Origin of the sequence: Delftia sp. ZNC0008 (assembly GCF_000799035.1) — a bacterium.
Lineage (GTDB): Bacteria > Pseudomonadota > Gammaproteobacteria > Burkholderiales > Burkholderiaceae_C > Comamonas > Comamonas tsuruhatensis.
Genome location: NZ_JTKZ01000209.1, coordinates 1 through 22,787, shown reverse-complemented (window position 1 = coordinate 22,787; position 22,787 = coordinate 1). Strand labels below are relative to the sequence as shown.

The following is a 22,787-nucleotide window of genomic DNA, read 5'->3' as shown; positions in this document are numbered from 1 at the left end:
GGCAGCGGCAGGCAAAAGCCCTACTGCCAACTGTCCAGCATACGAATTCGCCCACGGCTGCGTCAATGCGCCAAAGCACCCGGTGCGCGAGCCCCGCGGCTATGAGTTTGTGAGCGTATAGTGCAGTCATCATCTGCGCTGGCAACGTATTTGATGGAACGGCCACAGGCGTGGCCGCCCTGGTTTTTCCTGTGTACGAGGGTTCATGCAAATCTCTTCCCCCCTGACCGATACCGATCTGGCCAACGGCTGGTCGGCCCTTCACAACCAGGCACACAACGGCATGGCATTGCAGCAGAACTCCAATCGCCTGGCCTTCGCGGACCCGGAATTCATGTTCCGCCGCGAAACCCGCGGCATCCGCATGCAGCTGGAGCTGCTCAAGCCGGACCTGGCCCAGATCGAGCGCGGCATCGAGCACACCGTCGTGGTCTATGGCAGCGCCCGCTTCGTGGACCTGGAGCAGGCCGAGCAGCAATTGGCCGACGCACAGGCCAGCGGCGATCCCCAGCGCGTTGCCTTGGCCGAGCGCGCCGTGCGCAATGCGCACCGCTATGAACAGGCCCGCGCCTTCACGCGCATCGTGGCCGCCGACAGCCTGAACCAGCCGCCCGAGGAGCGCCTCTACATCTGCACCGGCGGCGGCCCCGGCATCATGGAGGCGGCCAACCGAGGCGCCCATGACGTGGGCGCGCCCAGCATCGGCCTGAACATCGAGCTGCCGCACGAGCAAAACGGCAACCGCTTCATCTCGCCGGACCTGAGCTTCAAGTTCCACTACTTCGCCCTGCGCAAGATGCATTTCATGATGCGCGCCAAGGCCCTGGTGGCCTTCCCCGGCGGCTTCGGCACGCTGGACGAGCTGTTCGAGGTGCTGACCCTGATGCAGACCGGCAAGACGCATTCGGTGCCCGTGATCCTTTTTGGCACCGAGTTCTGGAAGCGCCTGCTCAACATCGACCTGATGATCGAGGAAGGCACGATCTCGCCCAAGGACCTGCAGCTGTTCCGCTATACCGATGATCCGGTCGAGGCCTGGGCGCTGATCAAGCAGTTCCACGCTGGCGGCTGGTGAGCCGCAGCGGCCGGCAGGCCGCCACCGCATCGCAAGGCGATCTGCGCACCAAGGCGCAGGTCGCTTTTTTTCATTCCGGCTTGCGCGGCGTCAGCCCCATGAACCAGGCCGTGCGGATGCCCGAGGCCACGGCCGCGCCCACCACCCAGAACAGCGCAGACACGCCGATCAATGCCCCCGCCGAGCCGAACAGCACGGGCATGGCCACGCTGGAGGCATTGATGGCCATGAGCCGCAGGCCCAGTGCCTCGCCATGGCGGTGCTCGGGCGTGATCTGGTGCAGCATGCTCATGACCATGGGCTGCACAGATCCCAGTGAAAAACCCAGCATCACTGAACACATGCCCATGGTCAGCGCCGAGTCCATGAAGGGGTACAGCGCAAAGACGAAGGCGGTGATGGCCATGGCACCGGAGATCACGGCGCCTTCGCGCAAGCGCTCGGCCACCAGCGGCATGGCCAGGCGGATGGCGGCGGCCGCCACGGCAAAAATGCCCAGCAGCGTTCCGATGACCGAGGCACTCAGGCCCTTCTCATGGCCCAGCAGCGGCAGCACGAAGGTGTGCACGTCCCAGCATGCGGACTGCAGCCAGTTGACCAGCAGCAGGTTGCGGAAATTGCGGTCGCGCAGCAGGTCCCAGGCATGCTGCCTGGGGCCGCCTATGGGCGCACGCACGGGCGGCAGCTCCTGCGTGTGGCGCACCCAGCTCCAGGCCAGCACGGGCACCAGGGCCAGCAGGCCGAAGGCGACGCGGTAGCCCATGGTGCTGCCCTCGCCGCCAAAATTCGCGTGATCGATCAGCAGCCCGGTGCTGAAGGGCCCGATGAAGTTGGAGATGGCCGGGCCTATGGCCAACCAGCTGAACACCTTCTTGAGCGCCACCGCATCGTGGGTGACACGGCCCGCATGGCGCTGCACGGCAATCACCACGGCGCCGCTGGCTCCGCCCGACAACAACGCCGCAAGGCATAGCACCGGATACAGCGGCAATGCCAGCGCCAGCGCGCAGCCCCCGCTGGCCGCCAGCATGGACAGGAAAAACGGCTTTCGAAAACCATGCTTGTCCGCGAAGCGCCCGGCCGGCAGCGCCAGGAACACCTGGGTCAGCGCGAACAGCGCCAGCAAGATGCCCACGGCCGCCGCGCTATAGCCCTGCTGCAGCGCCAGCAAAGGCGCTGCCAGCCGCATGCCGGCCATGGTGGCATGCACGCTGACCTGCGCCATGATGACCTTGAACAGGGCCAGGTTCATCTCAATCCTGCTCCGATCCCGGCTCCATTCCGGCCGCTGCGTCCTTGTCATCCGGCAGGCCGGGCCGCGCTGCACTAGAGGTCGGCGCGGGCAACTCCTGCACGTCGCGCAGCTGGCGCTGGATGGCGCGCGTGCGCACACCCACCTGCTCGAAGCGCTTGGCCGCCGCGTCTATGGACTTGCGCGTGGCATCCACCACTTCGCCGAACTTGGCGAACTCGGTCTTGACCTGGCCGAGCACCGCCCAGACCTCGGACGAGCGCTTTTCGATGGCCAGCGTCTTGAAGCCCATCTGCAGGCTGCTGAGCATGGCGGCCAGGTTGGCCGGGCCGGTGACCATCACGCGGCAGCCGTTCTGCACGGCCTCGACCAGGCCGGGGCGGCGCATGACCTCGGCAAACAGGCCTTCGGTGGGCAGGTAGAGCACGGCAAAGTCCGTGGTGTGCGGCGGGCTCACGTACTTGCCGTGGATCTTGCGCGCCTCGAACTTGATCGATGCCTCGAAGGCATTGCCTGCCGAGACAATGGCCGCCTTGTCCGCCGCATCCTGGGCGTCGAGCAGGCGCTGGTACTGCTCCACCGGGTACTTGGCGTCAATGGGCAGCCAGACCGGCGTCTCGTCGCTGCGTCCGGGCAGGCGGATGGCGAACTCCACCATGTCGTCGCTGCCGGGCACGGTCTTGACGTTGCGCGCGTACTGCTCGGGCGTGAGCACGTTCTCGATGATGGCGCCCAGCTGCAGTTCGCCCCAGGTGCCGCGCGTCTTCACATTGGTCATCACGCGCTTGAGATCGCCCACGCTGCCGGCCAGCGTCTGCATCTCGCCCAGGCCCTTGTGCACCTGCTCCAGCCGGTCGCTGACCAGCTTGAACGATTCGCCCAGGCGCTGCTCCAGCGTGGCATGCAGCTTCTCGTCCACCGTGCGCCGCATCTCCTCCAGCCGCGCCGCGTTGTCCGACTGGATGGTGGCCAGCCGCTCGTTGAGCGTGCCGCGCAGCTGCTCGGCATGGACCTGGCTGGATTGCGCCAGTCCGCCCAGCTGCTGCTGGATGTCATTCTTGAGGGAGTCCAGCGTGCTGCGCGTGGTCTGCGCCAGCGCCTCGAAGCGCTCCTGCACATGGGCGTTGAAGCGCTGCGTGCTTTCGCCCTGGGCCTCGCGGGCCTGGGCGCTGTCGGCGGCCAGGCGCACGGTGAGCCGGCCCAGTTCCATGCGAAAGGCTGCCAGCGCCTCGCCCTGCTCGCGCCGCGCCGCCTGGGCATCGAGCTGGGCCTGGGCCAGATGGGCCTGCAGCTGCTGCGACACGCGGTCCAGCCCGCCATCGCTCTTGGCCACGGCCATCTGCGTGGCCTGGGCACCGCGCTCGAGCTGCTGCAGCCGCACGTCCAGCATCTGCAGCGCCTGCAGCACCTGCTGGGGCGCCACCCCGTCCTCGCGCTGCGCCGAGCGCCTCCACAGCAGCCAGATCACGGCCGCCTGCCCCAACAGCAGCACGGCCCAGGCCGCCCACCACACTCCGGATATCTGGGTCAAGATTTTGCTTGCGCTCCATGCAGCGGGAAGCGGCCACGGCCAGCCTTCCCGCGATTGTCACAACACGGTGTTCAGGCCTTGGCGCGCGCGCCGGCGGCCGCCGCTTCGGGCTGGTTCACGGGCGTGCGCGGGACCTTGCCGGACAGGAAGTCGATCAGGTTGTCGGCCGCCAGCTCGGCCATGGCGCTGCGCGTGCCCATGGTGGCGCTGGCGATGTGCGGGGTCAGCACCACGTTGGGCACGGTCAGCAGGTCGGGATGGACCGAGGGCTCGCCCTCGAACACGTCCAGGCCTGCTGCAGCAATGGTCCTGTCGCGCAGTGCCCTGGCCAGCGCCGCGTCATCGACGATGCCGCCGCGCGCGATGTTGATCAGCGTGGCCGTGGGTTTCATCCGGGCGATCTCGGCCGCGCCTATGGTGTGGTGGTTTTCCTTGGTGTAGGGCAGCACCAGCACCACATGGTCGGCCATGGCCAGCAGTTCATCCTTGCCCACGTAGCCGGCCTTGCATTCGGCCTCCAGCTCGGGCGACAGGCGCGAGCGGTTGTGATAGACCACCTTCATGCCGAAGCCATGCGCCCCGCGTTTGGCGATGCCCTGGCCGATGCGGCCCATGCCGATGATGCCCAGCGTGCTGCCGTGCACTTCCGAGCCGGCAAACAGGTCGTAGCGCCAGGAGTTCCACTTTCCTGCGCGCAGGTAGTGCTCGCTCTCTGTCACGCGGCGGGCCGTGGCCATCAGCAGGGCAAAGCCGAAATCGGCCGTGGTCTCGGTCAGCACGTCGGGGGCATTCGTGCCCTGCACACCTGCAGCCGTCATCGCAGGCACGTCGAAGTTGTTGTAGCCCACGGCCATGTTGGCCACCACCTTCAGGCGCGGGCAGGCGGCCAGCAGCGCCGCATCGATGGTCTGCGAGCCCGTGGTCAGCACTCCGTCCTTGTCCTGCAGATGCCGGGCCAGTTCCTGCGGGCTCCAGACCACGTCATCCTGGTTGGACTCGACCTCGAAGTGCTGCTCCAGCTTGCGCACCACTTCGGGCGGGATGGCACGGGCGATCAGGATGCGGGGTTTGCTTGCCATGTCTGTCTCTTTCCTTGTCTTGGCGTTAGGCGGTTCTTCAGCGGAACCAGATGAAGCTCATCAATACGAACAGCGGCACCAGAATGCACAGCGACCAGGCCATGTAGCCGAAGAAGCTGGGCATCTTCACGCCGCGCTCCTCGGCAATGGCCTTGACCATCAGGTTGGGCGCATTGCCGATATAGGTGTTGGCGCCCATGAACACCGCGCCCGCCGAGATGGCGGCCAGCGTCGAGGCCATGGCCGTCATCATCTGAGCGGCGTCTCCGCCCGCCGTATTGAAGAACACCAGGTAGGTCGGCGCGTTGTCCAGGAACGAGGACAGCAGGCCCGTGGCCCAGAAATACATCAGCGGATCGGGCGTGCCGTCGGCGCGCGTCACGGCCCCCACGATGGCGCCGAAGGGTCCGGCCGTTCCCGCCTTGAGCATGGCGATCACGGGAATGATGGTCAGGAAGATGCCCGCGAACAGCTTGGCCACTTCCTGCATCGGCCCCCAGCCGAATTCATTGGCCTGGTGCACGCTGCGCGGCGTGAGCCTGAGGGACAGCACAGTCACGGCGACGAGGCCCGCATCGCGCACCAGACCCGGCAGGCCCACATGCGTGCCGGCCAGCACCAGGCCGGCATCGGTACGCCACAGGCCGCTCATCAGCACCAGTGCCACCACGGCCAGCAGCAGCACGAAGTTCACGCCGCCATCAAAGCCCAGGCGGCTGGCGCGGCCCAAGGCATCGACGCTGGGCGTGGGATCGGGCAGATCCGCCTCGCCGGCCTTGCGCAGCAGCCAGGCATCGATCGCGTAGAACAGCGCCAGCAGCGCGCCCACCAGGAACAGCGTCTCGGTGAAGATGTGGCGTACCGTCCAGAAGAAATCCACCCCCTTGAGAAAGCCCAGGAACAGCGGTGGATCGCCCAGCGGCGTCAGCGAGCCGCCGGCATTGGAGACGATGAAGATGAAGAACACCACCACATGCACCTGGTGCCTGCGGTTGTCGTTGGCACGCAGCAGCGGCCGGATCAGCAGCATCGAGGCGCCCGTGGTCCCCATGAAGCTGGCCAGCACGGCGCCGATCGCCAGAATGGCCGTGTTCAGCCCCGGCGATCCCTTGAGATTGCCGCGCACATAGATGCCGCCCGACACCGTGTACAGCGCCGTCAGCAGGATCACGAACGGCAGGTATTCGGCCAGCAGGGCATGCACCAGGTTGGCCATGGCCGCGCCCACGCCGAACACCGCTGCGAAGGGCAGCAGAAAGACCAGCGCCCAGGCGGCCGTCACCTTGCCGAAATGCCGGTGCCAGAAATGGGGCGCCGCCAGCGGCATCAGGGCGATGGACAACAGCATGCCCGCAAACGGCACGCCCCAAAGTACCGAAAGCTGGCCGCCGTCGATATCGGCGGCCAGGGCCCAGGATGGCGCGCAGGTGGCCAGCAGCGCCAGCAATCCGCGCAATGCCTTCATGGTCCCGTCTCCTCTTTGTTCTCTATTCACTGTCCCCTCCTGGCGGCAGGTGGTGCCGCAATCAAGCCTGCGCCGCAGGCGGCGCAATCTCGAACACCTGGCGCAGGTAGGCCAGGTACTTCTCGTCATCGCACATGCTCTTGCCCGGCGTGTCCGAGAGCTTGGCCACGGGCTGGCCGTTGCAGCGGGTCATCTTGATGACGATCTGCAGCGGCACATGGTCGGGCGCGTCGCCCAGGTCGTTGGTCAGGTTGGTGCCTATGCCGAAGGCCAGCTGGCAGCGGCCATGGAAGCGCTGGAACAGCTCGATGGTGCGCGGCACCGTCAGGCCGTCGCTGAAGATCAGCGTCTTGGTCAGCGGATCGATGCGGTTGGCACGGTAGTGGGCCAGCAGCCGCTCGCCCCATTCGAACGGGTCGCCGCTGTCGTGGCGCGCACCGTCGAAGAGCTTGCAGAAGTACAGGTCGAAATCGCGCAGGAAGGCCGACATGCCGTAGACGTCCGACAGCGCAATGCCCAGGTCGCCCCGGTATTCGCGCGCCCAGGATTCGAAGCCGAAGATCTGGCTGTCGCGCAGGCGCGGGCCCAGGGACTGGCAGGCCTGCAGGTATTCATGCGCCAGCGTGCCCAGGGGCCGCACGCCCAGCTTCATGGCGTACAGCACATTGCTGGTGCCGGCGAACTGGCCTTCGGACTCCACGGATGCGCCGGGCCGGCCCAGGCGTGCGCACAGCACGCGCAGCACCTCTTCATGCCAGGCCCGCGAAAAGCGGCGGCGCGTGCCGTAGTCGGCAATCTTGAGCTGCTCCAGGCCGGGCTGCTGCAGCAGCGCAATCTTGGCGTCGAGACGGCGCCGGCCTTCCGGAAAATCGGGCACCGGCTGGGTGTTGCGGAAGTACACCTCGTTGACGATGGCCAGCACGGGAATCTCGAACAGGATGGTGTGCAGCCAAGGCCCGCGGATGGTGATGTCGATCTCGCCATTGGGCAGCGCCTGCACCGTGATGCATTTCTCGTTGAGGTGGAACAGGCCCAGGAAATCGACGAAGTCGCTCTTGATGAAGCGCAGCGAGCTCAGATAGGCCAGCTCCGCGTCCTGGAAACGCAGGCTGCACAGCGAGCGGATCTCGGAGCGGATCTCGTTCACATAGGGTGCGAGCTGCACGCCGGGGTTGCGGCACTTGAAGCGGTACTCGACCTGTGCTCCGGGAAACTGGTGCAGCACCACCTGCATCATCGTGAATTTGTACAGGTCGGTATCGAGCAGGCTGGTGATGATCATGGACAGAGCCGGGCGGTAAGCGCCCCAGCGGTCAGATGGCAGACAGCTTTCGAGTGTAGGCCATACACACGCTGCCGCGCTGCGAGCGGGCGCCTTGCATGCGCCCCGAACGCCATCAACCGCGCAGCAGCGGCTCCAGCACCTGTCGCAGCGCCTGCGGAATCTGGGCAGGCCGGCGCGTATGCCGGTCCACATAGACATGCACGAAATGCCCGGCCGCCGCCGTCAATGGCTCGCCCTGCGCGAACAGCCCCACCTCGTAGCGCACGCTGGAGCCACCGATGCGGGCCACCCGGATACCGGCCTCCACCTCCTGCGGGAAGGCCAGCGGCGCAAAGTAATTGCATTGCGTCTCTATGACCAGGCCTATCGTCTCGCCCGCGTGGATATCCAGCGCGCCCTGCTCGATCAGATGGGCATTCACCGCCGTATCGAACCAGCTGTAATAGACGACGTTGTTGACGTGCCCGTAGACATCGTTGTCCGACCAGCGCGTGCTGATGCGTCGGAATGCCGCATAGGCCGAACGGGGCTGCGGCGCGGGGCGGCTCGGGGGCGATTCATTCATGGCGGCCATTGTGCCGCCGGCCGAATGCGCCCTGTCCCCAGCCCCTGTCGCCATCACGACGCGCACTGCTGCCAATCACTCGCCAAGCGAGTAAGCATGCAAACCGAAAAATGTCGTCAAACCGACATAAAATCAATTCAAAATCAAAGACTTACAAAAAACCCACAGCTTTGCCGATTTTTTTGCTGCACCGCAGCATCAGGTACTTGATTCCTTTTTTGCAATCCCTACAATAAGACCCATGCTGCACTGCAACATGACACTCAGTCAGGTCAGCGCAGGTAATTCCCCGTAACCCGAGACCCCTGTGGTCCGTTTTTCTGGAGACTGACATGAGCTTGACCCCTGACCAAATCCTGAGCGCACAAAAGGCCAACCTGGAAACCCTGTTCGGCCTGACGAGCAAGGCCTTCGAAGGCGTTGAAAAGCTGGTGGAACTGAATGTGACCGCCTCGCGCGCCGCACTGAACGAAGCCGCCCAGCACACCCAGGCCGTCCTGAGCGTGAAGGATGCGCAGGAGCTGCTGTCGCTGCAGGCCAATCTGTTCCAGCCCCTGGCTGAAAAGACCGCTGCCTACAGCCGCCACCTGTACGACATCGCCAGCGGCACCGGTGCCGAGCTGGCCAAGGCCTTCGAAAGCCAGGCGTCCGATCTGCAGAAGAACTTCAGCGCCCTGGTGGACACCACCGCCAAGAACGCACCCGCAGGTTCCGAAACCGCCGTGGCCGTGATGAAGAGCGCCGTGTCGGCTGCCAACAATGCCTTCGAGTCGGTGCAAAAGGCCGTCAAGCAGGCTTCGGACCTGGCGGAAGCCAACTTCACGGCCGTGACCAACACCGCCAGCGAAGCCGTCCAGTCGGCCCAGACCCGCAAGCGTTGATCACGCCGTCTTACAACAGGGTTGCGTGCAAGAATTAGTGATTACCCTCATAATTGCATGCATCCCGGGTCGCAAGACCTGACCAGTTGTCTCCTTGGATCCTCTCGAAACCCCCGTTTCTGGATCCTTTCAAAACCCAGTCCTTGGACTGGGTTTTTTTTCGCCTGCCATGGCCTGTTCATGGTTTGAGCCTGCGCATGGCCAAAGCCACAATGGCCGATGCGGCCAGCTGCATTGCGGCCACTCCATAAAGGCCCGCGCCGACACCACCGGTCCACTGCTTGGCCCAGCCCATCATGAACGGCGTGGCAAAGCCTGCGAGATTGCCTACCGAATTGATGAAGGCAATGCCCGCAGCAGCCGCTGTGCCGGTCAGAAACGAAGCTGGCATGGCCCAGAACACCGGGAAAGCGCCCAGCACACCAATGGCAGCAATGCTCAAGGCCACCATGGCCAGCACCGGGTTGCCCATGGTGGCGCCAGTCAGCGCAAGCCCGACAGCACCGACCAAGGTGGCACCCGCACAATGCAGACGGCGCTCGCGGGTGGCGTCGGAATGTGCCCCGTTGATCACCATGGCCGCCGTGCCAAGCATGAACGGAATCGCCGACAGCAGGCCGATGTGCAACGCACTGTGCACACCCAGCTCACGCACCAGCGAAGGCATCCAGAAGGCCAGCGTGGCATTGCCGCCCACGATGCAGAAGTACGCCGCCGTGCACAGCCACAGCGCGGGCAGACGCAGTGCCTGCATGAAGCTTGCATGCTTGCCCGCACCCTGCCGCTCGGCGTCGAGTTGCATTTCCAACGCGCTTTTCTCTGCCTCGGACAGCCAGTGAGCCTGGCAGGGCCTGTCGGGCAGCCATGCCAGGACCACCAAGCCAGCGATCACCGAGGGAATGCCTTCCAGGACGAACAGCCACTGCCAGTTTCGCAGAGGGGCCACTGCCTCCATTCCACTCATGATGAGCCCAGCGATGGGCCCGCCCACCACGCCCGCGATGCCGAAGGAAGTCATGAACCATCCGTTGATGCGGCCTCGCCTGGCAGCCGGAATCCAGTAGGTCAGGTAAAGCATGACGCCCGGGAAAAACCCCGCCTCGAACACACCGAGCAGGAAGCGCAGCGCATAAAAGGCCTCGGGCGTGGTCACAAAAGCCATGCCCATGGACGCCAGCCCCCACAGGATGGTGATGCGCGCCAGCGTCTTGCGCGCACCTATGCGCTGCAGCAACAGATTGCTGGGGACCTCGAAGAGAAAGTAGCCGATGAAGAAGATGCCTGCGCCCAGTCCGTAGACAGCCTCACTGAATCGCAGGTCCTGCAGCATCTGCAGCTTGGCAAAGCCGACATTGACACGGTCTATCCAGGCCAACAGAAACAGGAAGACAAGAAAGGGGATCAGCCGCCATGCAACCTTGCGATGCACGGCGTCCGAATCGAAAGCCGGCGCTTGGACCAGCGCCTGGGGCAAAGGCAACTGCGGGGAAAGAGCGTCCATGATGGGTGGTTCCTTGGTAGGTATGCCTGCACAAGCCATCCCCCTCGAAACAGCGAGGTCAGGATGCACGATCAAATTTTTTTGATTTCTATAAATATATTTTTGATCGCGCAAATAACTTATATACCCCGGGACTTCCCGCAGATGTCCTGCCTGCGCCCTCGTGCGCTCAAGCCAGCAGGTGCTTGGGCAGGGCCGCGATGAACGACGCGAAACTGGCCGAGCCCTGGCCAGGACTCATGTGCCGGGTCATCAGGGAGGCCGCCCGCGAAGCATCCTGCGCCTGGACTGCTTCGACCATTTCTCCATGCTGAGCCCAGGACAGGGCCGTCTGGCCAAAGGCCGAAAATGCATGGCGTCTGTAGGCACCGGTGCGTGAACGCATACGCAGGATCTCCTGCCGAAGATAGGGATTGCGCGCCCCCTGGTACAGCGCCTCGTGGAAGCGCCGGTTGTGCTCCTGCCAGGCTTGTGCGTCCTCTCGACGCGCCACGGCTGACGCGCGTTCATGGATGGCGGCCAGCTCCTCGCGCTCTGCTGGTGTCATGCGCTCGCAGGCCAGCCTTGCGCCTATGCCCTCCAGCTCCGCCAGCAACTCCCACATGGCCAGCAGTTGGCCCACATCCATCTTGGCCACCACCATGCCGGCGCGCGGCAGATTGACCACCAGGCCCTGGGCCTGCAACTGCAGCAGAGCCTCGCGTACGGGTGTGCGTGACACGTCATAGGTCTGCATCAGCGCCTGTTCATCCACCGCATCCCCGGGCAGCAGGCTGCCGTCGCGTATGGATTCCTCAATGGAAAGGCGGATGCGCTCAGCAGCCTTCATGGCAAGCCTCCCCTTCGCAAAAACAGAACGGGTCGCCGCCTGATTTTATTTCCTTGACTTTCATAAATATATTTATGACACTCAAAATTAGATCAATGCACAAGCGTAGCAGGAGACAAGCACCATGCACGAAGACTGCTCACATGATTGGCTGGCCTGGGCTGCGCTGGCCTGCCGACTGCGGGGCCTGGCTTTGCCACCGCAGGACCTTCAGGCCATTGCCCAAACACTGGCCCGATTGAGCGCCGTGGCGAACGAACTGGAGTGCACGGAGCCCGGCCATGGCTGAGTTCGAGACGCTTCCTTCAGTGGACGAAATGCTCCGGCGCTTCGCCCTGCTGCCTCCCTCGGCACATGACAGTCATGCGGCAGCACTGGCCACCGAATTCAGGCGCCGCAACGCGCAGTGGCACTGCGCGGAGCACATCTTTGCCGCACCGTCGCCCCAACCCGGCGGCCTGCTCTCCGGCGTGCCACTGGCACACAAGGACGTCTTCGACACGGGCCTGCACGTGCCAGGTCTGGGCCGGCCTCGCACAACGGGGCAGATCCGGCCGGCCGCCACCGTCTTGCAACGGCTGAAGGCGCAGGGCGCACTGCACCTGGGCGCGCTCACCATGGCGGAATTTGCATGCGGCGCCACGGCAGAGAGCCTCCATTCACCACGGCTGCTCAACCCTCTTGACGCCCAGGCTGCCGTCGGCGGCTCGTCCAGCGGATCGGCCGTGGCCGTGGCTGCGGGTCTTTGCGCGGCTTCGCTGGGCACCGACACGGCGGGCTCAGTGCGCATGCCGGCGGCAACCTGCGCCCTGATCGGCCTGAAGCCTACGCGCGGCCTGCTGCCCTCCGATGGCGTGGCGCCATTGGCTCCCACTCTGGATACCGTCGGGGTGATCGCGCGCAGCGCAGCCGATGCGGCCCGCATCTTCACAGCCATGCTGCCGACGCGGCCTGACACGCCGGAGCCCCCACCGCGCTGGCGCATCGGCAACGCAATGCGCACAACCCACGAGGATGCCGGCGTGGCGGCTGCGCTGACCCTCTTCGAAAAGAGCCTGCACGCCAGCGTGCAGATCCAAAACCGCCCGGCGCCTGACTTGGGCCGGCTGAACCGGCTGGCCCAGATCGTCCTGCATGCCGAGGCAGCCATTTCACTGGAGGCCGCTGTGCGCACAGAGCTTGACACCCTGGCTCCGGCCACAAGGGCCATCGCCCTGCCGGGCTGGGCCATGCCAAATGGCTGGTATCGCCATGCCTTGCATCAGATACCGGCACAGAGCCATGCCTTCATGACCACCTGCCTGGACGGCATCGACCTTTTGCTGACGCCCTGCCTGCCAAAAGGCGTGCCCGACCGCGAGACCGTCACAACCTCCTGCCCCGGCTTCGACCCTCGCGCGCTGGCGGCAATGCACCGCCACCACGCCTATATCAACTACCTGGGGCTGCCAGCGCTGGTCATGCCCGTGGGCAAGGACGGCCGGGGCCGTCCGGTCAGTGTCCAGATCGTGGGAGCACCCGGCAGCGAAAGCCTGCTGCTGGCCTTTGCCCACGAGTTTGCCTTGCCCTTCCATCACTTTGTGCACCCTTGATACCGGGAGACAACATGCCTCAAATCAACGCATCCCCCGCCCTTGCGCATCTGCGAGTGCTTGACCTGTCACGCGTGCGGGCCGGCCCGACCTGCGTGCGCATCCTTGCCGACTTCGGCGCCGATGTGATACGGATCGAGCCACCGGCAGGCATCGATCCCAATGAGGCCATGTTTGCCGCCGACCGCCAGGGGGGAGACTTCCAGAACCTGAACCGCAACAAGCGTTCGCTGACACTCAATCTCAAGACGCCCGAGGGCTTGGAGGTATTTCGCAAGCTCGTGGTCGACGCCGACGTGGTGGTCGAGAACTGGCGGCCCGATGTCAAGGACAGGCTGGGTCTGTCCTACGAAAAGCTGAGCGCCATCAACCCCCGCGTCATCCTGGCCAGCATTTCGGGCTTCGGCCAGAACGGTCCCTATGCAGGCAGGCCCGGCTTCGACCAGATCATTCAGGGCATGGGTGGGCTCATGTCGGTCACCGGCTTTTCTGGTGGCGGGCCGCTGCGTGCAGGTCTGGCCGTGGCCGATTGCGGCACCGGAATCTATGCCGCCGTCGGTATCCTGCTGGCTTTGCTGGAGCGCGAGCATTCGGGCCTGGGTCAGTGGATTCACAGCTCGCTGCTGCACACGCAGATAGCGCTGATGGACTTCCAGGCCGCGCGCTACCTCAACGAAGGCGACCTGCCGGTGCAAGTGGGCAATGACCATCCCACAAGCAGCCCCATGGGCCTGTTCAATGCGCGCGATGGCGCCTTCAACCTGGGAGCCTCGGGAGAGGGCAATTGGAAGCGTCTGTGTGACTGTCTGGGCGAGGCCGCGTGGCTGCAGGACCCGCGCTACGCGTCGGAAAAACTGCGCGTGCGCCACCGCACTGCGCTGAACGAGGCCCTGGCCAGGCGCTTTCGGGAACGCGACGTAGCCCACTGGGTGAAGCTGCTCAATGACGCAGGTGTTCCCGCAGGTCCGGTCTATTCCATGCCTGAGGTGTTCGACGACCCCCAGGTGCGACATCTGGGTGTGGCGCAGGCCGTCCCCGGCGACGATGGCAGCAGCTACCGGCTCATCTCCCAGCCCGTCACCCTGGAGCGCACGCCTGCCGGCATTGCGCGTCCCGCGCCTGGCTGGGGCGAGCACACACAGGAAGTGCTGGCCGAGATCGGCTATGGCACCGCCGATGTGCAGCGCATGCGCAGCGAGGGGGTGGTATGAGCGGCGGCCATATCCAGCAGGCGTTGACCGACGGCATCGCCACCTTGACGATCTGCCACCCCGAACGGCGCAATGCAATGACGCTGGCCATGTGGCAGCAGCTGGCGCAGGCGCTGTACCAATTGCGCGAGGCCGATGGCCTTCGTGTGCTGGCACTGCAGGGCACAGGCAGCCAGGCCTTTGTCTCGGGCGCTGATATCGCAGAGTTCGATCAGGTTCGCGATGGCGCCGAGGCTGTGCTGCGCTACAACCAGGCAGTCTCTGAGGCACAGCAGGCGCTGGCAGGGTTTCCCGCCCCGACCGTGGCGCTGATCCAGGGCGCCTGCATGGGCGGGGGTATTGGCCTGGCACTGGCTTGCGACCTGCGCTATGCCAGCGCAAGCGCGCGCTTGCGCATGCCGGCCGCACGGCTCGGCCTGGGTTACGGCTTGGCCGACATGCGCCGTCTCGTCGAGGTGACAGGCATGGCATCAGCCTTCGAACTGTTCTACACGGCACGCACGCTGGACGCATTCCAGGCCCTGGCCAGGGGACTGGTGCAGGAGTGCTTTGCTTTGGAAGACTTTGCAGCCCTGTCACGCGCGCGCCTCGAGACCATCGCAGCAAACGCGCCGCTGACGTTGCGCGCCGCGAAAGCAGCCATACTGGCCTCGCGCCAGCCAGGCAGCAGTGCACAGGCCGTGGCCACAGAGGCACTGATACGCCAATGCTTCGACAGCGCGGACTATGCAGAAGGCCGCCGCGCCTTTGCGGAAAAGCGCGCCCCTTCATTCACAGGCCGATGACCGCACCCATGATGAACAATCCCCGCATCCCGTTTCAGCTATCCAGCCGCAGGCCAGCGCTGCGCGGATTGGACGGCCGACATATCCTGGTCCACCTGGTCATCAATGTGGAGCACTGGCCCTTTGACCAGCCCATGCCGCGCACCATACTCACGCCGCCCCACGACCGAGAGAATCTGCCCGACGTTCCCAACTTCAGTTGGGCCGAATACGGTCTGCGCTGCGGCCTGCCTCGCATGATGGCGGCCATTCGCAGCCGCGGCCTTGTTGCCTCGGCCAGCCTCAACGCCACCGTCATCGACGCCTATCCCCAGGCCGCTCAGGCATTGCTGGACGCAGGCTGGGAAATCATCGGACATGGCATGCACCAGCGCGCGCTGTCGCACGATGGTGGTTCAGACCAAGCCGGGGCCATTTCCAGCGCACTGGACCGCATAGAACGCTTTTGCGGAATCCGGCCCCGCGGATGGCTGTCGCCGGGCCTGCGAGAAACGCTGCAAACGCCCGACCTGCTGGCCCAGGCCGGCATAGACCATGTATTCGACTGGTGCCTGGATGATCTGCCCAACTGGATGCAGACCTCCAGCGGTCAGTTGCTGGCGCTTCCATACGCGCTGGAACTCAACGATTCGGTCATTCACGCCGTGGAAAAGCACGCCACGGGCGAGTTCGGGCGCCGCCTGGAAAGCACGCTGCAGGTTTTCGAGAACGAGGTGCGCGAGCATGGCTCACCGCGCGTGCTGACGCTGGGCCTGCACCCTCATCTGATGGGAGTCCCCCATCGCCTGCCCGATTTCGAGTCCATGCTGGATCGGCTACAGCAGCATCCGATGACCCGCTTCGTGACAGGCACCACCCTGCATGCCTGGTATGCGCAGCAGTGCCCGCCACCCACCTGCACGCATGACCGAGGTGCTGCATGAATGCAATCGACACACTGGTCGCGCACGTACAGCACCTGCGCTATGAGGACCTGCCTGCGCCTGCCGTGAACGCCGCCAAGGCATTTTTGCTCGATGCCGTCGGCGTGGGGCTGTCAGGCTCACGCCATCCGCGCATGGCCGCGCTGCACCGGGCGGCAGCGGCCCTGGGCCAGGGACAAGAGGCCACGGTGTGGGCCAGCGGCGAGCGACTGCCGCTGGCCAGTGCGGTGATGCTCAACGCCTACCAGGTCTTCAATCAGGAATTCGATGCCATCCATGACCGCGCCGTGGTCCATGCATTCGCCTGCATCGCGCCTGCGACGCTGGGCTACGCCGAGCGCGAGGGCGCAATCGACGGCCGCCAACTCATAGAGGCGGTGGCCGCTGGCCTGGACTTCGCCATCCATGTGGCGCTGGCGCAGCGCGCGCCCATGCGCTTTTTCCGGCCCGCCATGTGCGGCGGGCTGGGCGCCACGGCCGCACTGTGCAAGCTGGCGAGTCTGGACGAGACCACCACGCGTGATGCGCTGGGCCTGGCCTACAGCCATCTGTCGGGCACCATGCAGGCGCATGCCGAGGGATCGCCGGCCGTAGGACTGCAGGTAGGACTGAACGCGCGTGCCGCAGTCACAGCCTTCGAACTCGCACAAGCGGGTTTTCCTGGGCCGCGTGACATTCTCGAAGGGCCGTTTGGCTATTTCGCGCTGTTCGACGCCGGCCAGGCCCGCTGGCACGAAGTGGCTGCCGACGTGGGTCATGTGTTCCAGATCGAGCGCATGAGCCACAAGCCCTACCCCACAGGCCGCGCCACGCACAGCGGCATAGGCGCCGTACTGCAATTGATGCGCGAGCACGGATTGCATGCGCAGGACATCGCAAGCGTATGCGTACATGCCTCTGCACTCATCGTGCGCCTGGTAGGCCGGCCGGCGCACGCCGGCATGGACTCGGCCAGCGCAAGACTGTGCATGGGCTACGCGGTGGCCACGGCCGCGCTGCAAGGCCACGTAGGCCTGGACGACTTCGACGCCGCCATGCTGTCCGACCCGCGCAGGCTGGAGCTGGCCTCACGCGTGCAGGTGCTCGACGACGGCAACCCCGACCCCAATGCAATGACACCCCAGCGCGTGGAGTTGCGGCTTTGCAATGGGCGCGTGCTGTCACTGGACATGCCCGATCTTCCTGGCAGCCCCGCATTGCCGCTCAACGAAGCCGAGCAGGATGCGAAATTCCACGCCTGCTGCGCGCATGCACTGCCGCCGGTACCGAGTGCACGGGCCGAGAAACTGCGGCAGGCGCTGCGCCAGTTGCAGGACCAGACGGACCTGCGCGACATCATTGCGCTGATGCGTCCGGCATCCTCGCCGCACTGAGCACTGCGCCCTGCAACGCACAAAGGCCCTGGGGCGAGAAAACCTTTGGAAGCCTCTTCCCTTTATTAAGAACAATTCGCGTTTGGCCTATCATCGCGCTTTGCCAACAAAGAGAGGCCTGTCTTCATGTCGAAATCCCTGAAAGCCCTGTTTGCCGCTTGCGCCCTGGTGGCTGCCGGCACAGCCATTGCCGACTCCCAGGTCGTCAACCTCTACTCCGCGCGCCACTACTCCACGGACGAGGAGCTGTACAACGGCTTCACCAAGGCCACCGGCATCAAGATCAACCGCGTGGACGGCGACGACGCCGGCATCATTGCGCGCCTGAAGGCCGAGGGCCAGGCCTCGCCGGCCGACGTGATCCTGCTGGTCGATGCCGCGCGCCTGTACCGCGGCGAGGTGGATGGCCTGTTCCAGCCCATCCACTCCAAGCTGCTGGAAGACGCCATTCCCTCCAACCTGCGCGCCCAGCCCACGGCCGATGGCATCAGCTGGTTCGGCCTGTCCACACGCGCCCGTGTCATCGTCTACAACAAGGCCAAGGTCCAGCCTGCCGACGTGCAGAACTACGAATCGCTGGCCGACCCCAAGTTCAAGGGCCAGCTGTGCATCCGCTCGGGCTCGCATCCCTACAACCTGAGCCTGTTCGGCACCGTGGTCGAACACATGGGCGAGCAAAAGGCAGAGGGCTGGATCCAGGGCATGAAGGCCAACCTGGCCCGCCCGCCCAAGGGTGGCGACACCGACCAGATCAAGGCCGTGGCCTCGGGCGAATGCACCATCGGCGTGACCAACAGCTACTACCTGGCGCGCATGATGCGTTCGGGCAAGCCCGAGGACCAGGCCGTGGTCGGCAAGATCGGCGTGGTCTTCCCCAACCAGTCCAGCTGGGGCACGCACCTGAACATCGCAGGCGGCGCCGTGGCACGCCATGCCAAGAACAAGGACAACGCCGTCAAGTTCCTGGAGTACCTGGCCAGCCCTGCGGCCCAGAACTACTTTGCCAACGGCAACAACGAGTGGCCAGCAGCCAAGGGCGTGGAACTGGACAACCCCGCACTCAAGGAAATGACCGGCGGCAAGCCCTTCAAGAGCGAGACCATCCCGATCACGGCCGTGGGCAAGAACATGACCAAGGTCCAGCAAATGCTGGACCGTGCCGGGTTCCAGTAACCCCCATCGCGCCCATCACCAGCCCGGCACTGCCGGGCTTTTTCTTGGGCGCGACATGGCTGCGGCCGGGGCTGCATGCATAATTTGAGAGTTACGTTTACGTCAACGTCAGATAACCAAGGAGACATTCCATGCAGATCAAGGACCGGGTATTCATCGTCACGGGCGGCGCCTCCGGGCTGGGCGAAGGCACGGCGCGCATGCTGGCGGCCGAGGGCGGCAAGGTGGTGATCGCCGATATGCAGGCGGACAAGGGCGAGGCCGTGGCGCGCGAGATCGACGGCGTCTTCGTCAAATGCGACGTGAGCCAGGAGGCCGATGGCCAGGCCGTGGTGGACAAGGCCGTGAGCCTGGGCAAGCTGGCAGGCCTGGTCAACTGCGCAGGCATTGCGCCCGCCGAGAAGACCGTGGGCAAGAACGGCGCGCACAACCTGGCGCTGTTCTCCAAGACCATCACGGTCAACCTGATCGGCAGCTTCAACATGATCCGCCTGACCGCCGCCGCCATGTCGGCCAACGAGCCCGAGAGCACGGGCGAGCGCGGCGTGCTGATCTCCACGGCCAGCGTGGCGGCCTACGACGGCCAGATCGGCCAGGCGGCCTATGCGGCGTCCAAGGGCGGCGTGGTCGGCATGACCTTGCCCATTGCGCGCGACCTGGCGCGCAACGGCATCCGCAACATGACGATTGCCCCCGGCATCTTCGGCACACCCATGCTGTTCGGCATGCCGCAGGAAGTGCAGGACGCGCTGGCCGCGGGCGTGCCCTTCCCCAGCCGCCTGGGCACGCCCCAGGACTATGCCAAGCTGGTGCGCCACATCCTGGACAACGACATGCTCAATGGCGAGGTGATCCGGCTGGATGGGGCCATTCGGCTGGCGCCTAGATAAACAGAAGCCCCCTGAGCGGCTGCGCCGCTTCCCCCTCTCGCTTCGCGGGGGGGACGACACCCTCGGTGCGGGGCGGCCCTTCCTCGGTGTCCCTGATGTTGGCGCGCGCCGATTTTGGAGATGTGTTCGTTGTCAGGCCATGGTGCGTGCAGGCTCTTTGGCCATCATCTCCAGCCCCTTGCGCAATGCAGGAAACAGGCTGTGCTGGAAGTTGTTCCAGCGCAGCTCAAGAATCGTGTCTTGGGGATCGATGTCGGTGCCCAGCACGTCGGCGATGACTTCGCCGGAGTCGATGCCGTTGTCCACGTAGTGAAAGGATGCGCCGGTCTTGAACAGGGGCGGGACCGGGCGCTGTTCCATGGTCTTCCAGTCCACGATCCTGCGGCCCTGCGCGCCATGCAGCGCGTCCAGCGTGGCGCAGGCGCCCCGGCGTTCATAGGGTGACTCCAGGCGCGTGATGCCGGGGTGGATGTTGGCGATCCTGCGGTGGAACAGGGCACCGGGCCGCACGAGCCGGTCCAGGATGACGAGCAGGCCATCCAGCACCACCCGCTCGGCACCCAGCTGCACCAGCCTGTCCTGCAACTGCGCCTCGAACATCTGCTTGCCCGCGGCGCGCTGCGGATCGTTCAGCGGCAGGCGCCGGTAGGAAGACGGCACGGCCATGAGCAGGTCATTGACCCTGCGCCCCTGGATGCGCAGATCCGGCGGATAGAACCAGCGGCCGCCCGGCCGGTAGCTGAAGCCGTAGTCGCCGATTTTTTCGCGGTCGCGCGGCGAGGCCTCGTCGTCGTCGTGGATCACGGCCTCCAGGCTGTAGATATCGCCCAGCGGGCTGGTGTCCAGCAACTCGCCCAGGTATTCGAGCGGCGACTTCATGTAGCGCGTTGCGCCCTTGTAGGCGATGTGCTGGCCGGCATGGTCGGCGGCGGCGTTTCTCAGGGACCAGATGTAGACGAGTTTTGTCTTTGCCATGTTCGTGGATTCAGCAGGAATTCAGATGTCGGCCAGCACGCCTTGACTGGCGGGACTGGCCGATGCAGCCGCCACCGGCTGCGCCCCGTCTTGCGGCTGGACCATGCGGCCGGCCTCCATGCGCACGATGCGGTCGGCCAGGTGGAAGTAGCGATCGTCATGGGAGATGACCACCAGCAGGTGACCCCTGGCGCGCAGCTCGGGCAGCAGCTCGGTGTAGAACAGGTGGCGGAAGCTCGGGTCCTGGTCGGCCGCCCATTCGTCGAAGACCAGCACGGGCCGGCCCTCCAGATAGGCGTGGACCAGGGCCAGCCGTTTTCGCTGCCCGGTGGACAGGTCGATGGTGCTGAAGCTGCCGTTGCGCACGCTGACCTTGTGGGCGATCTCCAGCCGCTGCAGGTAGGGCAGCGCGGCCTCGGGCAGCGCGGCGGCCTGGCCTTCCTCGCCACCGGCCACCAGGTCCTCGAACAGGTAGAAGTCCGAGAACACCGTGGTGAACAGCTGGCGGTAGTCATCGCGCGTCTGTGCCGTGACGGGCTGGCCGTCATGCAGGATCTCGCCCTGCTGGGGCGCATACAGGCCCAGCAGCAGCTTGATCAGCGTGGTCTTGCCCGAGCCGTTGTCGCCCACCACAAAGACCAGTTCGCCCTTGTCCAGCTTCAGGTCGATGGGACCGATCTCGAAGGCCTTGCCGCCTTCGGGCGCATCGAAGGCATAGCGCACGCCCCGCAGCTCCAGGCCGTGGTCCAGGCGGACCTCGTCGGGCGGACTGTCCAGGTGCAGGTGCGGCTCGGGGCTGGCAAAGCGCGCCGACAGGTCGGCAATGCGCTGCAGCGCCACCTTGGCACGGCCCAGGTTGGGCAGCGCGCCTGCGATCTGGTCCATGGGGCCCTTGAGGAACAGCAGCACCAGCACGAAGCCGCTGAGCACCACGGGCTCGGTGGTGCGCAGCGCGGCCCAGCCCAGGATGAGGGCGATCAACAGAAAGAACAGCGCGGAACCGAAGGCCGTGGCCAGCACATAGGTGTTGATGGCGCGGCTGTTGATGCGGCGGATGGCATCCACGGTGGAGCCGATTTGCCCGTCGAAGATGCGGCCCCGGCGCGCGCGGTGCATGCGCAGCTCCTTGGCGCCTTCGCTGATGGCGCGGTAGGCCTTGTGCAGCACTTCCTCGTGATCGCGCGCCTTCCAGAACCCCGCCACGCCGCGCGACTGGGCCAGCGCCTGCAGGCTGACGCCCAGCACCAGCGCCACCACCAGCATGGCAAACAGCGGCGGCGACAGCAGGGCCAGATAGGCCAGGCAGCCCAGCGCAATGGCCAGGGCGATCACGTTGGAGGCCAGCACGAAGGCCACGTCGCTGATCATGTCCACGTCCTGCGTGAGCACGGGCATGAGGCGGTGCGTGCGGTAGCGCTCCAGCGCATCGATGGGCGCGGCCAGGATCTTGCTGGCCAGTTCCTTGCGCAGCCGGGCCACCAGGCGCTGCCCCACTAAATTGCCCGACATGTCGGACGCGGCCCGGCACACCAGCACGGTGGCGCACAGGGCGATGAAGGTCAGCAGCAGCCCGCCCGCCAGCCCACCGGGACGGTTGAGCACCTGGTTGATGGTCGCCAGCAGCGCCACCGTGGCCCCACCCGCGCAAATGCCCGTGACCACGGACAGCGCCATCCACGGCAGGAAGGGCCTGAGCAGGCGCAGTACCTCGGAGGGCGGTCGGCTGGCGTTTTCCATAAGGGATTCCTCTGGCGCCCATGGGCGCATGACCTTGCAATGCCGGCGCGGCCCGGCGTTTCCTGGAGCGCGGCGCACGGCGAGCGCTCTCTACTCCCTGCAAGACGTGCGTGCGCCAAAAATGTTCACCGCCCAGGCGATGAACAAATTCCGCCGCCCAGCGTCATCACGGGGAAGGGGCAGCGCGGGCGCCATGCCCTGCACCGGCCCGCCCTGCCTTGTCTGCCGCACACCCGAAGGACGCCATGGCTCTCCACCCCGACCTGCAAGCATTTCTTGAACTCGCCAACGCCCAGGCATCCAGCCGCCCGCGCATGAGCCAGATGACGGCAGCGCAGGCGCGCGCCGCCTACGACAACGCCACGCTGGCGCTGGACCTGCCGGGCGACGATCTGCCCACCGAGGACCTGGAGCTGCCCACGCGCGACGGCGCGCGTATCCGTGCCCGGCTCTACCGCGCAGCCCCTGGACACACAGCCTCGCCCTGCCTGCTGTTCCTTCACGGCGGCGGCTATGTGCTGGGCGGCCTCGAATCCCATGACAGCCTGTGCCGCAGCCTGGCGCTGGGCACGCCCTGCAATGTGCTGGCCATCGACTACCGGCTGGCGCCAGAGCACCGCTTTCCCACCGCCTTCCTCGACGCACAGGACGCCCTGGCCTGGCTG

20 protein-coding genes are annotated in these 22,787 nt (G+C 65.6%); 10 read left to right on the top strand and 10 right to left on the bottom strand.

The window, feature by feature from the left end:
* Positions 1 to 205 precede the first annotated feature (205 nt).
* A complete protein-coding gene (locus L995_RS06990) occupies positions 206 to 1,075 on the top strand; it encodes an LOG family protein (RefSeq protein WP_016450495.1) in 870 nt (289 codons plus the stop codon).
* Between the two features lie 70 nt (positions 1,076 to 1,145).
* Here L995_RS06990 and L995_RS06985 read toward each other — a convergent pair whose 3' ends face one another.
* The 6 genes from L995_RS06985 to L995_RS06960 all read right to left on the bottom strand — a co-directional run bounded on the left by L995_RS06985 (position 1,146) and on the right by L995_RS06960 (position 8,261).
* The gene (locus L995_RS06985) at positions 1,146 to 2,327 is read right to left on the bottom strand and encodes an MFS transporter (RefSeq protein ID WP_047470517.1); all 1,182 of its coding nucleotides are present in this window, start codon (positions 2,325 to 2,327) and stop codon (positions 1,146 to 1,148) included.
* Between the two features lies 1 nt (position 2,328).
* Positions 2,329 to 3,819 carry a DNA recombination protein RmuC gene (rmuC, locus tag L995_RS06980; RefSeq protein WP_046238057.1) on the bottom strand — a complete coding sequence of 497 codons (1,491 nt, stop codon included), beginning with the start codon at positions 3,817 to 3,819 and terminating at the stop codon, positions 2,329 to 2,331.
* A gap of 110 nt (positions 3,820 to 3,929) precedes the next feature.
* On the bottom strand, positions 3,930 to 4,937 hold the full coding sequence (locus L995_RS06975) for a 2-hydroxyacid dehydrogenase (RefSeq protein ID WP_047470514.1): 1,008 nt from the start codon (positions 4,935 to 4,937) through the stop codon (positions 3,930 to 3,932).
* Positions 4,938 to 4,974: 37 nt separating this feature from the next.
* Positions 4,975 to 6,402 (bottom strand): sodium:proton antiporter, encoded by a 1,428-nt coding sequence (locus L995_RS06970; protein ID WP_047218008.1) that lies wholly within the window; start codon positions 6,400 to 6,402, stop codon positions 4,975 to 4,977.
* A 61-nt stretch (positions 6,403 to 6,463) separates the two neighbouring features.
* Positions 6,464 to 7,684, bottom strand: coding sequence for a nicotinate phosphoribosyltransferase (gene pncB, locus L995_RS06965; RefSeq protein ID WP_047470511.1), 1,221 nt, complete (start codon positions 7,682 to 7,684; stop codon positions 6,464 to 6,466).
* A 115-nt stretch (positions 7,685 to 7,799) separates the two neighbouring features.
* The gene (locus L995_RS06960; protein WP_017404735.1) at positions 7,800 to 8,261 is read right to left on the bottom strand and encodes an acyl-CoA thioesterase; all 462 of its coding nucleotides are present in this window, start codon (positions 8,259 to 8,261) and stop codon (positions 7,800 to 7,802) included.
* A 323-nt stretch (positions 8,262 to 8,584) separates the two neighbouring features.
* Here L995_RS06960 and L995_RS06955 point away from each other — a divergent pair, with 323 nt between their 5' ends.
* Positions 8,585 to 9,133 (top strand): phasin family protein, encoded by a 549-nt coding sequence (locus tag L995_RS06955; RefSeq protein WP_016450488.1) that lies wholly within the window; start codon positions 8,585 to 8,587, stop codon positions 9,131 to 9,133.
* Positions 9,134 to 9,311: 178 nt separating this feature from the next.
* Here the strand turns inward: L995_RS06955 and L995_RS06950 are convergent, their stop codons facing one another.
* Positions 9,312 to 10,634 (bottom strand): MFS transporter, encoded by a 1,323-nt coding sequence (locus tag L995_RS06950; protein ID WP_016454372.1) that lies wholly within the window; start codon positions 10,632 to 10,634, stop codon positions 9,312 to 9,314.
* A gap of 169 nt (positions 10,635 to 10,803) precedes the next feature.
* A complete protein-coding gene (locus L995_RS06945) occupies positions 10,804 to 11,463 on the bottom strand; it encodes a GntR family transcriptional regulator (protein ID WP_016454373.1) in 660 nt (219 codons plus the stop codon).
* A 281-nt stretch (positions 11,464 to 11,744) separates the two neighbouring features.
* Here L995_RS06945 and L995_RS06940 point away from each other — a divergent pair, with 281 nt between their 5' ends.
* The 7 genes from L995_RS06940 to L995_RS06910 all read left to right on the top strand — a co-directional run bounded on the left by L995_RS06940 (position 11,745) and on the right by L995_RS06910 (position 19,410).
* On the top strand, positions 11,745 to 13,055 hold the full coding sequence (locus L995_RS06940) for an amidase (protein WP_047470508.1): 1,311 nt from the start codon (positions 11,745 to 11,747) through the stop codon (positions 13,053 to 13,055).
* A 14-nt stretch (positions 13,056 to 13,069) separates the two neighbouring features.
* On the top strand, positions 13,070 to 14,266 hold the full coding sequence (locus L995_RS06935) for a CaiB/BaiF CoA transferase family protein (protein ID WP_047218005.1): 1,197 nt from the start codon (positions 13,070 to 13,072) through the stop codon (positions 14,264 to 14,266).
* A complete protein-coding gene (locus L995_RS06930) occupies positions 14,263 to 15,051 on the top strand; it encodes an enoyl-CoA hydratase (protein ID WP_016454377.1) in 789 nt (262 codons plus the stop codon). The genes L995_RS06935 and L995_RS06930 overlap by 4 nt, the downstream gene beginning before the upstream one ends.
* 11 nt (positions 15,052 to 15,062) lie before the next feature.
* Entirely contained in the window at positions 15,063 to 15,974 is a 912-nt protein-coding gene (locus L995_RS06925) for a polysaccharide deacetylase family protein (RefSeq protein WP_047470540.1), read from the top strand.
* The gene (locus L995_RS06920; protein ID WP_016454379.1) at positions 15,971 to 17,347 is read left to right on the top strand and encodes an MmgE/PrpD family protein; all 1,377 of its coding nucleotides are present in this window, start codon (positions 15,971 to 15,973) and stop codon (positions 17,345 to 17,347) included. The genes L995_RS06925 and L995_RS06920 overlap by 4 nt, the downstream gene beginning before the upstream one ends.
* A 126-nt stretch (positions 17,348 to 17,473) precedes the next feature.
* Positions 17,474 to 18,520 (top strand): extracellular solute-binding protein, encoded by a 1,047-nt coding sequence (locus tag L995_RS06915; RefSeq protein ID WP_016450487.1) that lies wholly within the window; start codon positions 17,474 to 17,476, stop codon positions 18,518 to 18,520.
* A 131-nt stretch (positions 18,521 to 18,651) separates the two neighbouring features.
* Positions 18,652 to 19,410 carry a 3-hydroxyacyl-CoA dehydrogenase gene (locus L995_RS06910; RefSeq protein ID WP_047470503.1) on the top strand — a complete coding sequence of 253 codons (759 nt, stop codon included), beginning with the start codon at positions 18,652 to 18,654 and terminating at the stop codon, positions 19,408 to 19,410.
* A gap of 132 nt (positions 19,411 to 19,542) precedes the next feature.
* Here the strand turns inward: L995_RS06910 and L995_RS06905 are convergent, their stop codons facing one another.
* Positions 19,543 to 20,385, bottom strand: coding sequence for a N(5)-hydroxyornithine transformylase PvdF (locus L995_RS06905; protein ID WP_047470500.1), 843 nt, complete (start codon positions 20,383 to 20,385; stop codon positions 19,543 to 19,545).
* A gap of 21 nt (positions 20,386 to 20,406) precedes the next feature.
* Positions 20,407 to 22,122, bottom strand: coding sequence for a cyclic peptide export ABC transporter (locus L995_RS06900; protein WP_047470493.1), 1,716 nt, complete (start codon positions 22,120 to 22,122; stop codon positions 20,407 to 20,409).
* A 245-nt stretch (positions 22,123 to 22,367) separates the two neighbouring features.
* Here L995_RS06900 and L995_RS06895 point away from each other — a divergent pair.
* The coding region (locus tag L995_RS06895) for an alpha/beta hydrolase fold domain-containing protein (RefSeq protein ID WP_047470537.1) at positions 22,368 to 22,787 on the top strand (420 nt) is incomplete at its 3' end.

Bases quoted from the DNA above. Each gene is read 5' to 3' on its own strand.
- L995_RS06945 (WP_016454373.1), bottom strand. From the start codon at position 11,463: ATGAAGGCTGCTGAGCGCATCCGCCTTTCCATTGAGGAATCCATACGC.
- L995_RS06975 (WP_047470514.1), bottom strand. From the start codon at position 4,937: ATGGCAAGCAAACCCCGCATCCTGATCGCCCGTGCCATCCCGCCCGAA.
- L995_RS06905 (WP_047470500.1), bottom strand. From the start codon at position 20,385: ATGGCAAAGACAAAACTCGTCTACATCTGGTCCCTGAGAAACGCCGCC.
- L995_RS06910 (WP_047470503.1), top strand. From the start codon at position 18,652: ATGCAGATCAAGGACCGGGTATTCATCGTCACGGGCGGCGCCTCCGGG.
- L995_RS06970 (WP_047218008.1), bottom strand. From the start codon at position 6,402: ATGAAGGCATTGCGCGGATTGCTGGCGCTGCTGGCCACCTGCGCGCCA.
- L995_RS06920 (WP_016454379.1), top strand. From the start codon at position 15,971: ATGAATGCAATCGACACACTGGTCGCGCACGTACAGCACCTGCGCTAT.
- L995_RS06950 (WP_016454372.1), bottom strand. From the start codon at position 10,634: ATGGACGCTCTTTCCCCGCAGTTGCCTTTGCCCCAGGCGCTGGTCCAA.
- L995_RS06955 (WP_016450488.1), top strand. From the start codon at position 8,585: ATGAGCTTGACCCCTGACCAAATCCTGAGCGCACAAAAGGCCAACCTG.
- L995_RS06915 (WP_016450487.1), top strand. From the start codon at position 17,474: ATGTCGAAATCCCTGAAAGCCCTGTTTGCCGCTTGCGCCCTGGTGGCT.
- L995_RS06935 (WP_047218005.1), top strand. From the start codon at position 13,070: ATGCCTCAAATCAACGCATCCCCCGCCCTTGCGCATCTGCGAGTGCTT.
- L995_RS06990 (WP_016450495.1), top strand. From the start codon at position 206: ATGCAAATCTCTTCCCCCCTGACCGATACCGATCTGGCCAACGGCTGG.
- L995_RS06960 (WP_017404735.1), bottom strand. From the start codon at position 8,261: ATGGCCGCCATGAATGAATCGCCCCCGAGCCGCCCCGCGCCGCAGCCC.
- L995_RS06925 (WP_047470540.1), top strand. From the start codon at position 15,063: ATGAACAATCCCCGCATCCCGTTTCAGCTATCCAGCCGCAGGCCAGCG.
- L995_RS06930 (WP_016454377.1), top strand. From the start codon at position 14,263: ATGAGCGGCGGCCATATCCAGCAGGCGTTGACCGACGGCATCGCCACC.
- L995_RS06940 (WP_047470508.1), top strand. From the start codon at position 11,745: ATGGCTGAGTTCGAGACGCTTCCTTCAGTGGACGAAATGCTCCGGCGC.
- pncB (WP_047470511.1), bottom strand. From the start codon at position 7,684: ATGATCATCACCAGCCTGCTCGATACCGACCTGTACAAATTCACGATG.
- L995_RS06900 (WP_047470493.1), bottom strand. From the start codon at position 22,122: ATGGAAAACGCCAGCCGACCGCCCTCCGAGGTACTGCGCCTGCTCAGG.
- L995_RS06985 (WP_047470517.1), bottom strand. From the start codon at position 2,327: ATGAACCTGGCCCTGTTCAAGGTCATCATGGCGCAGGTCAGCGTGCAT.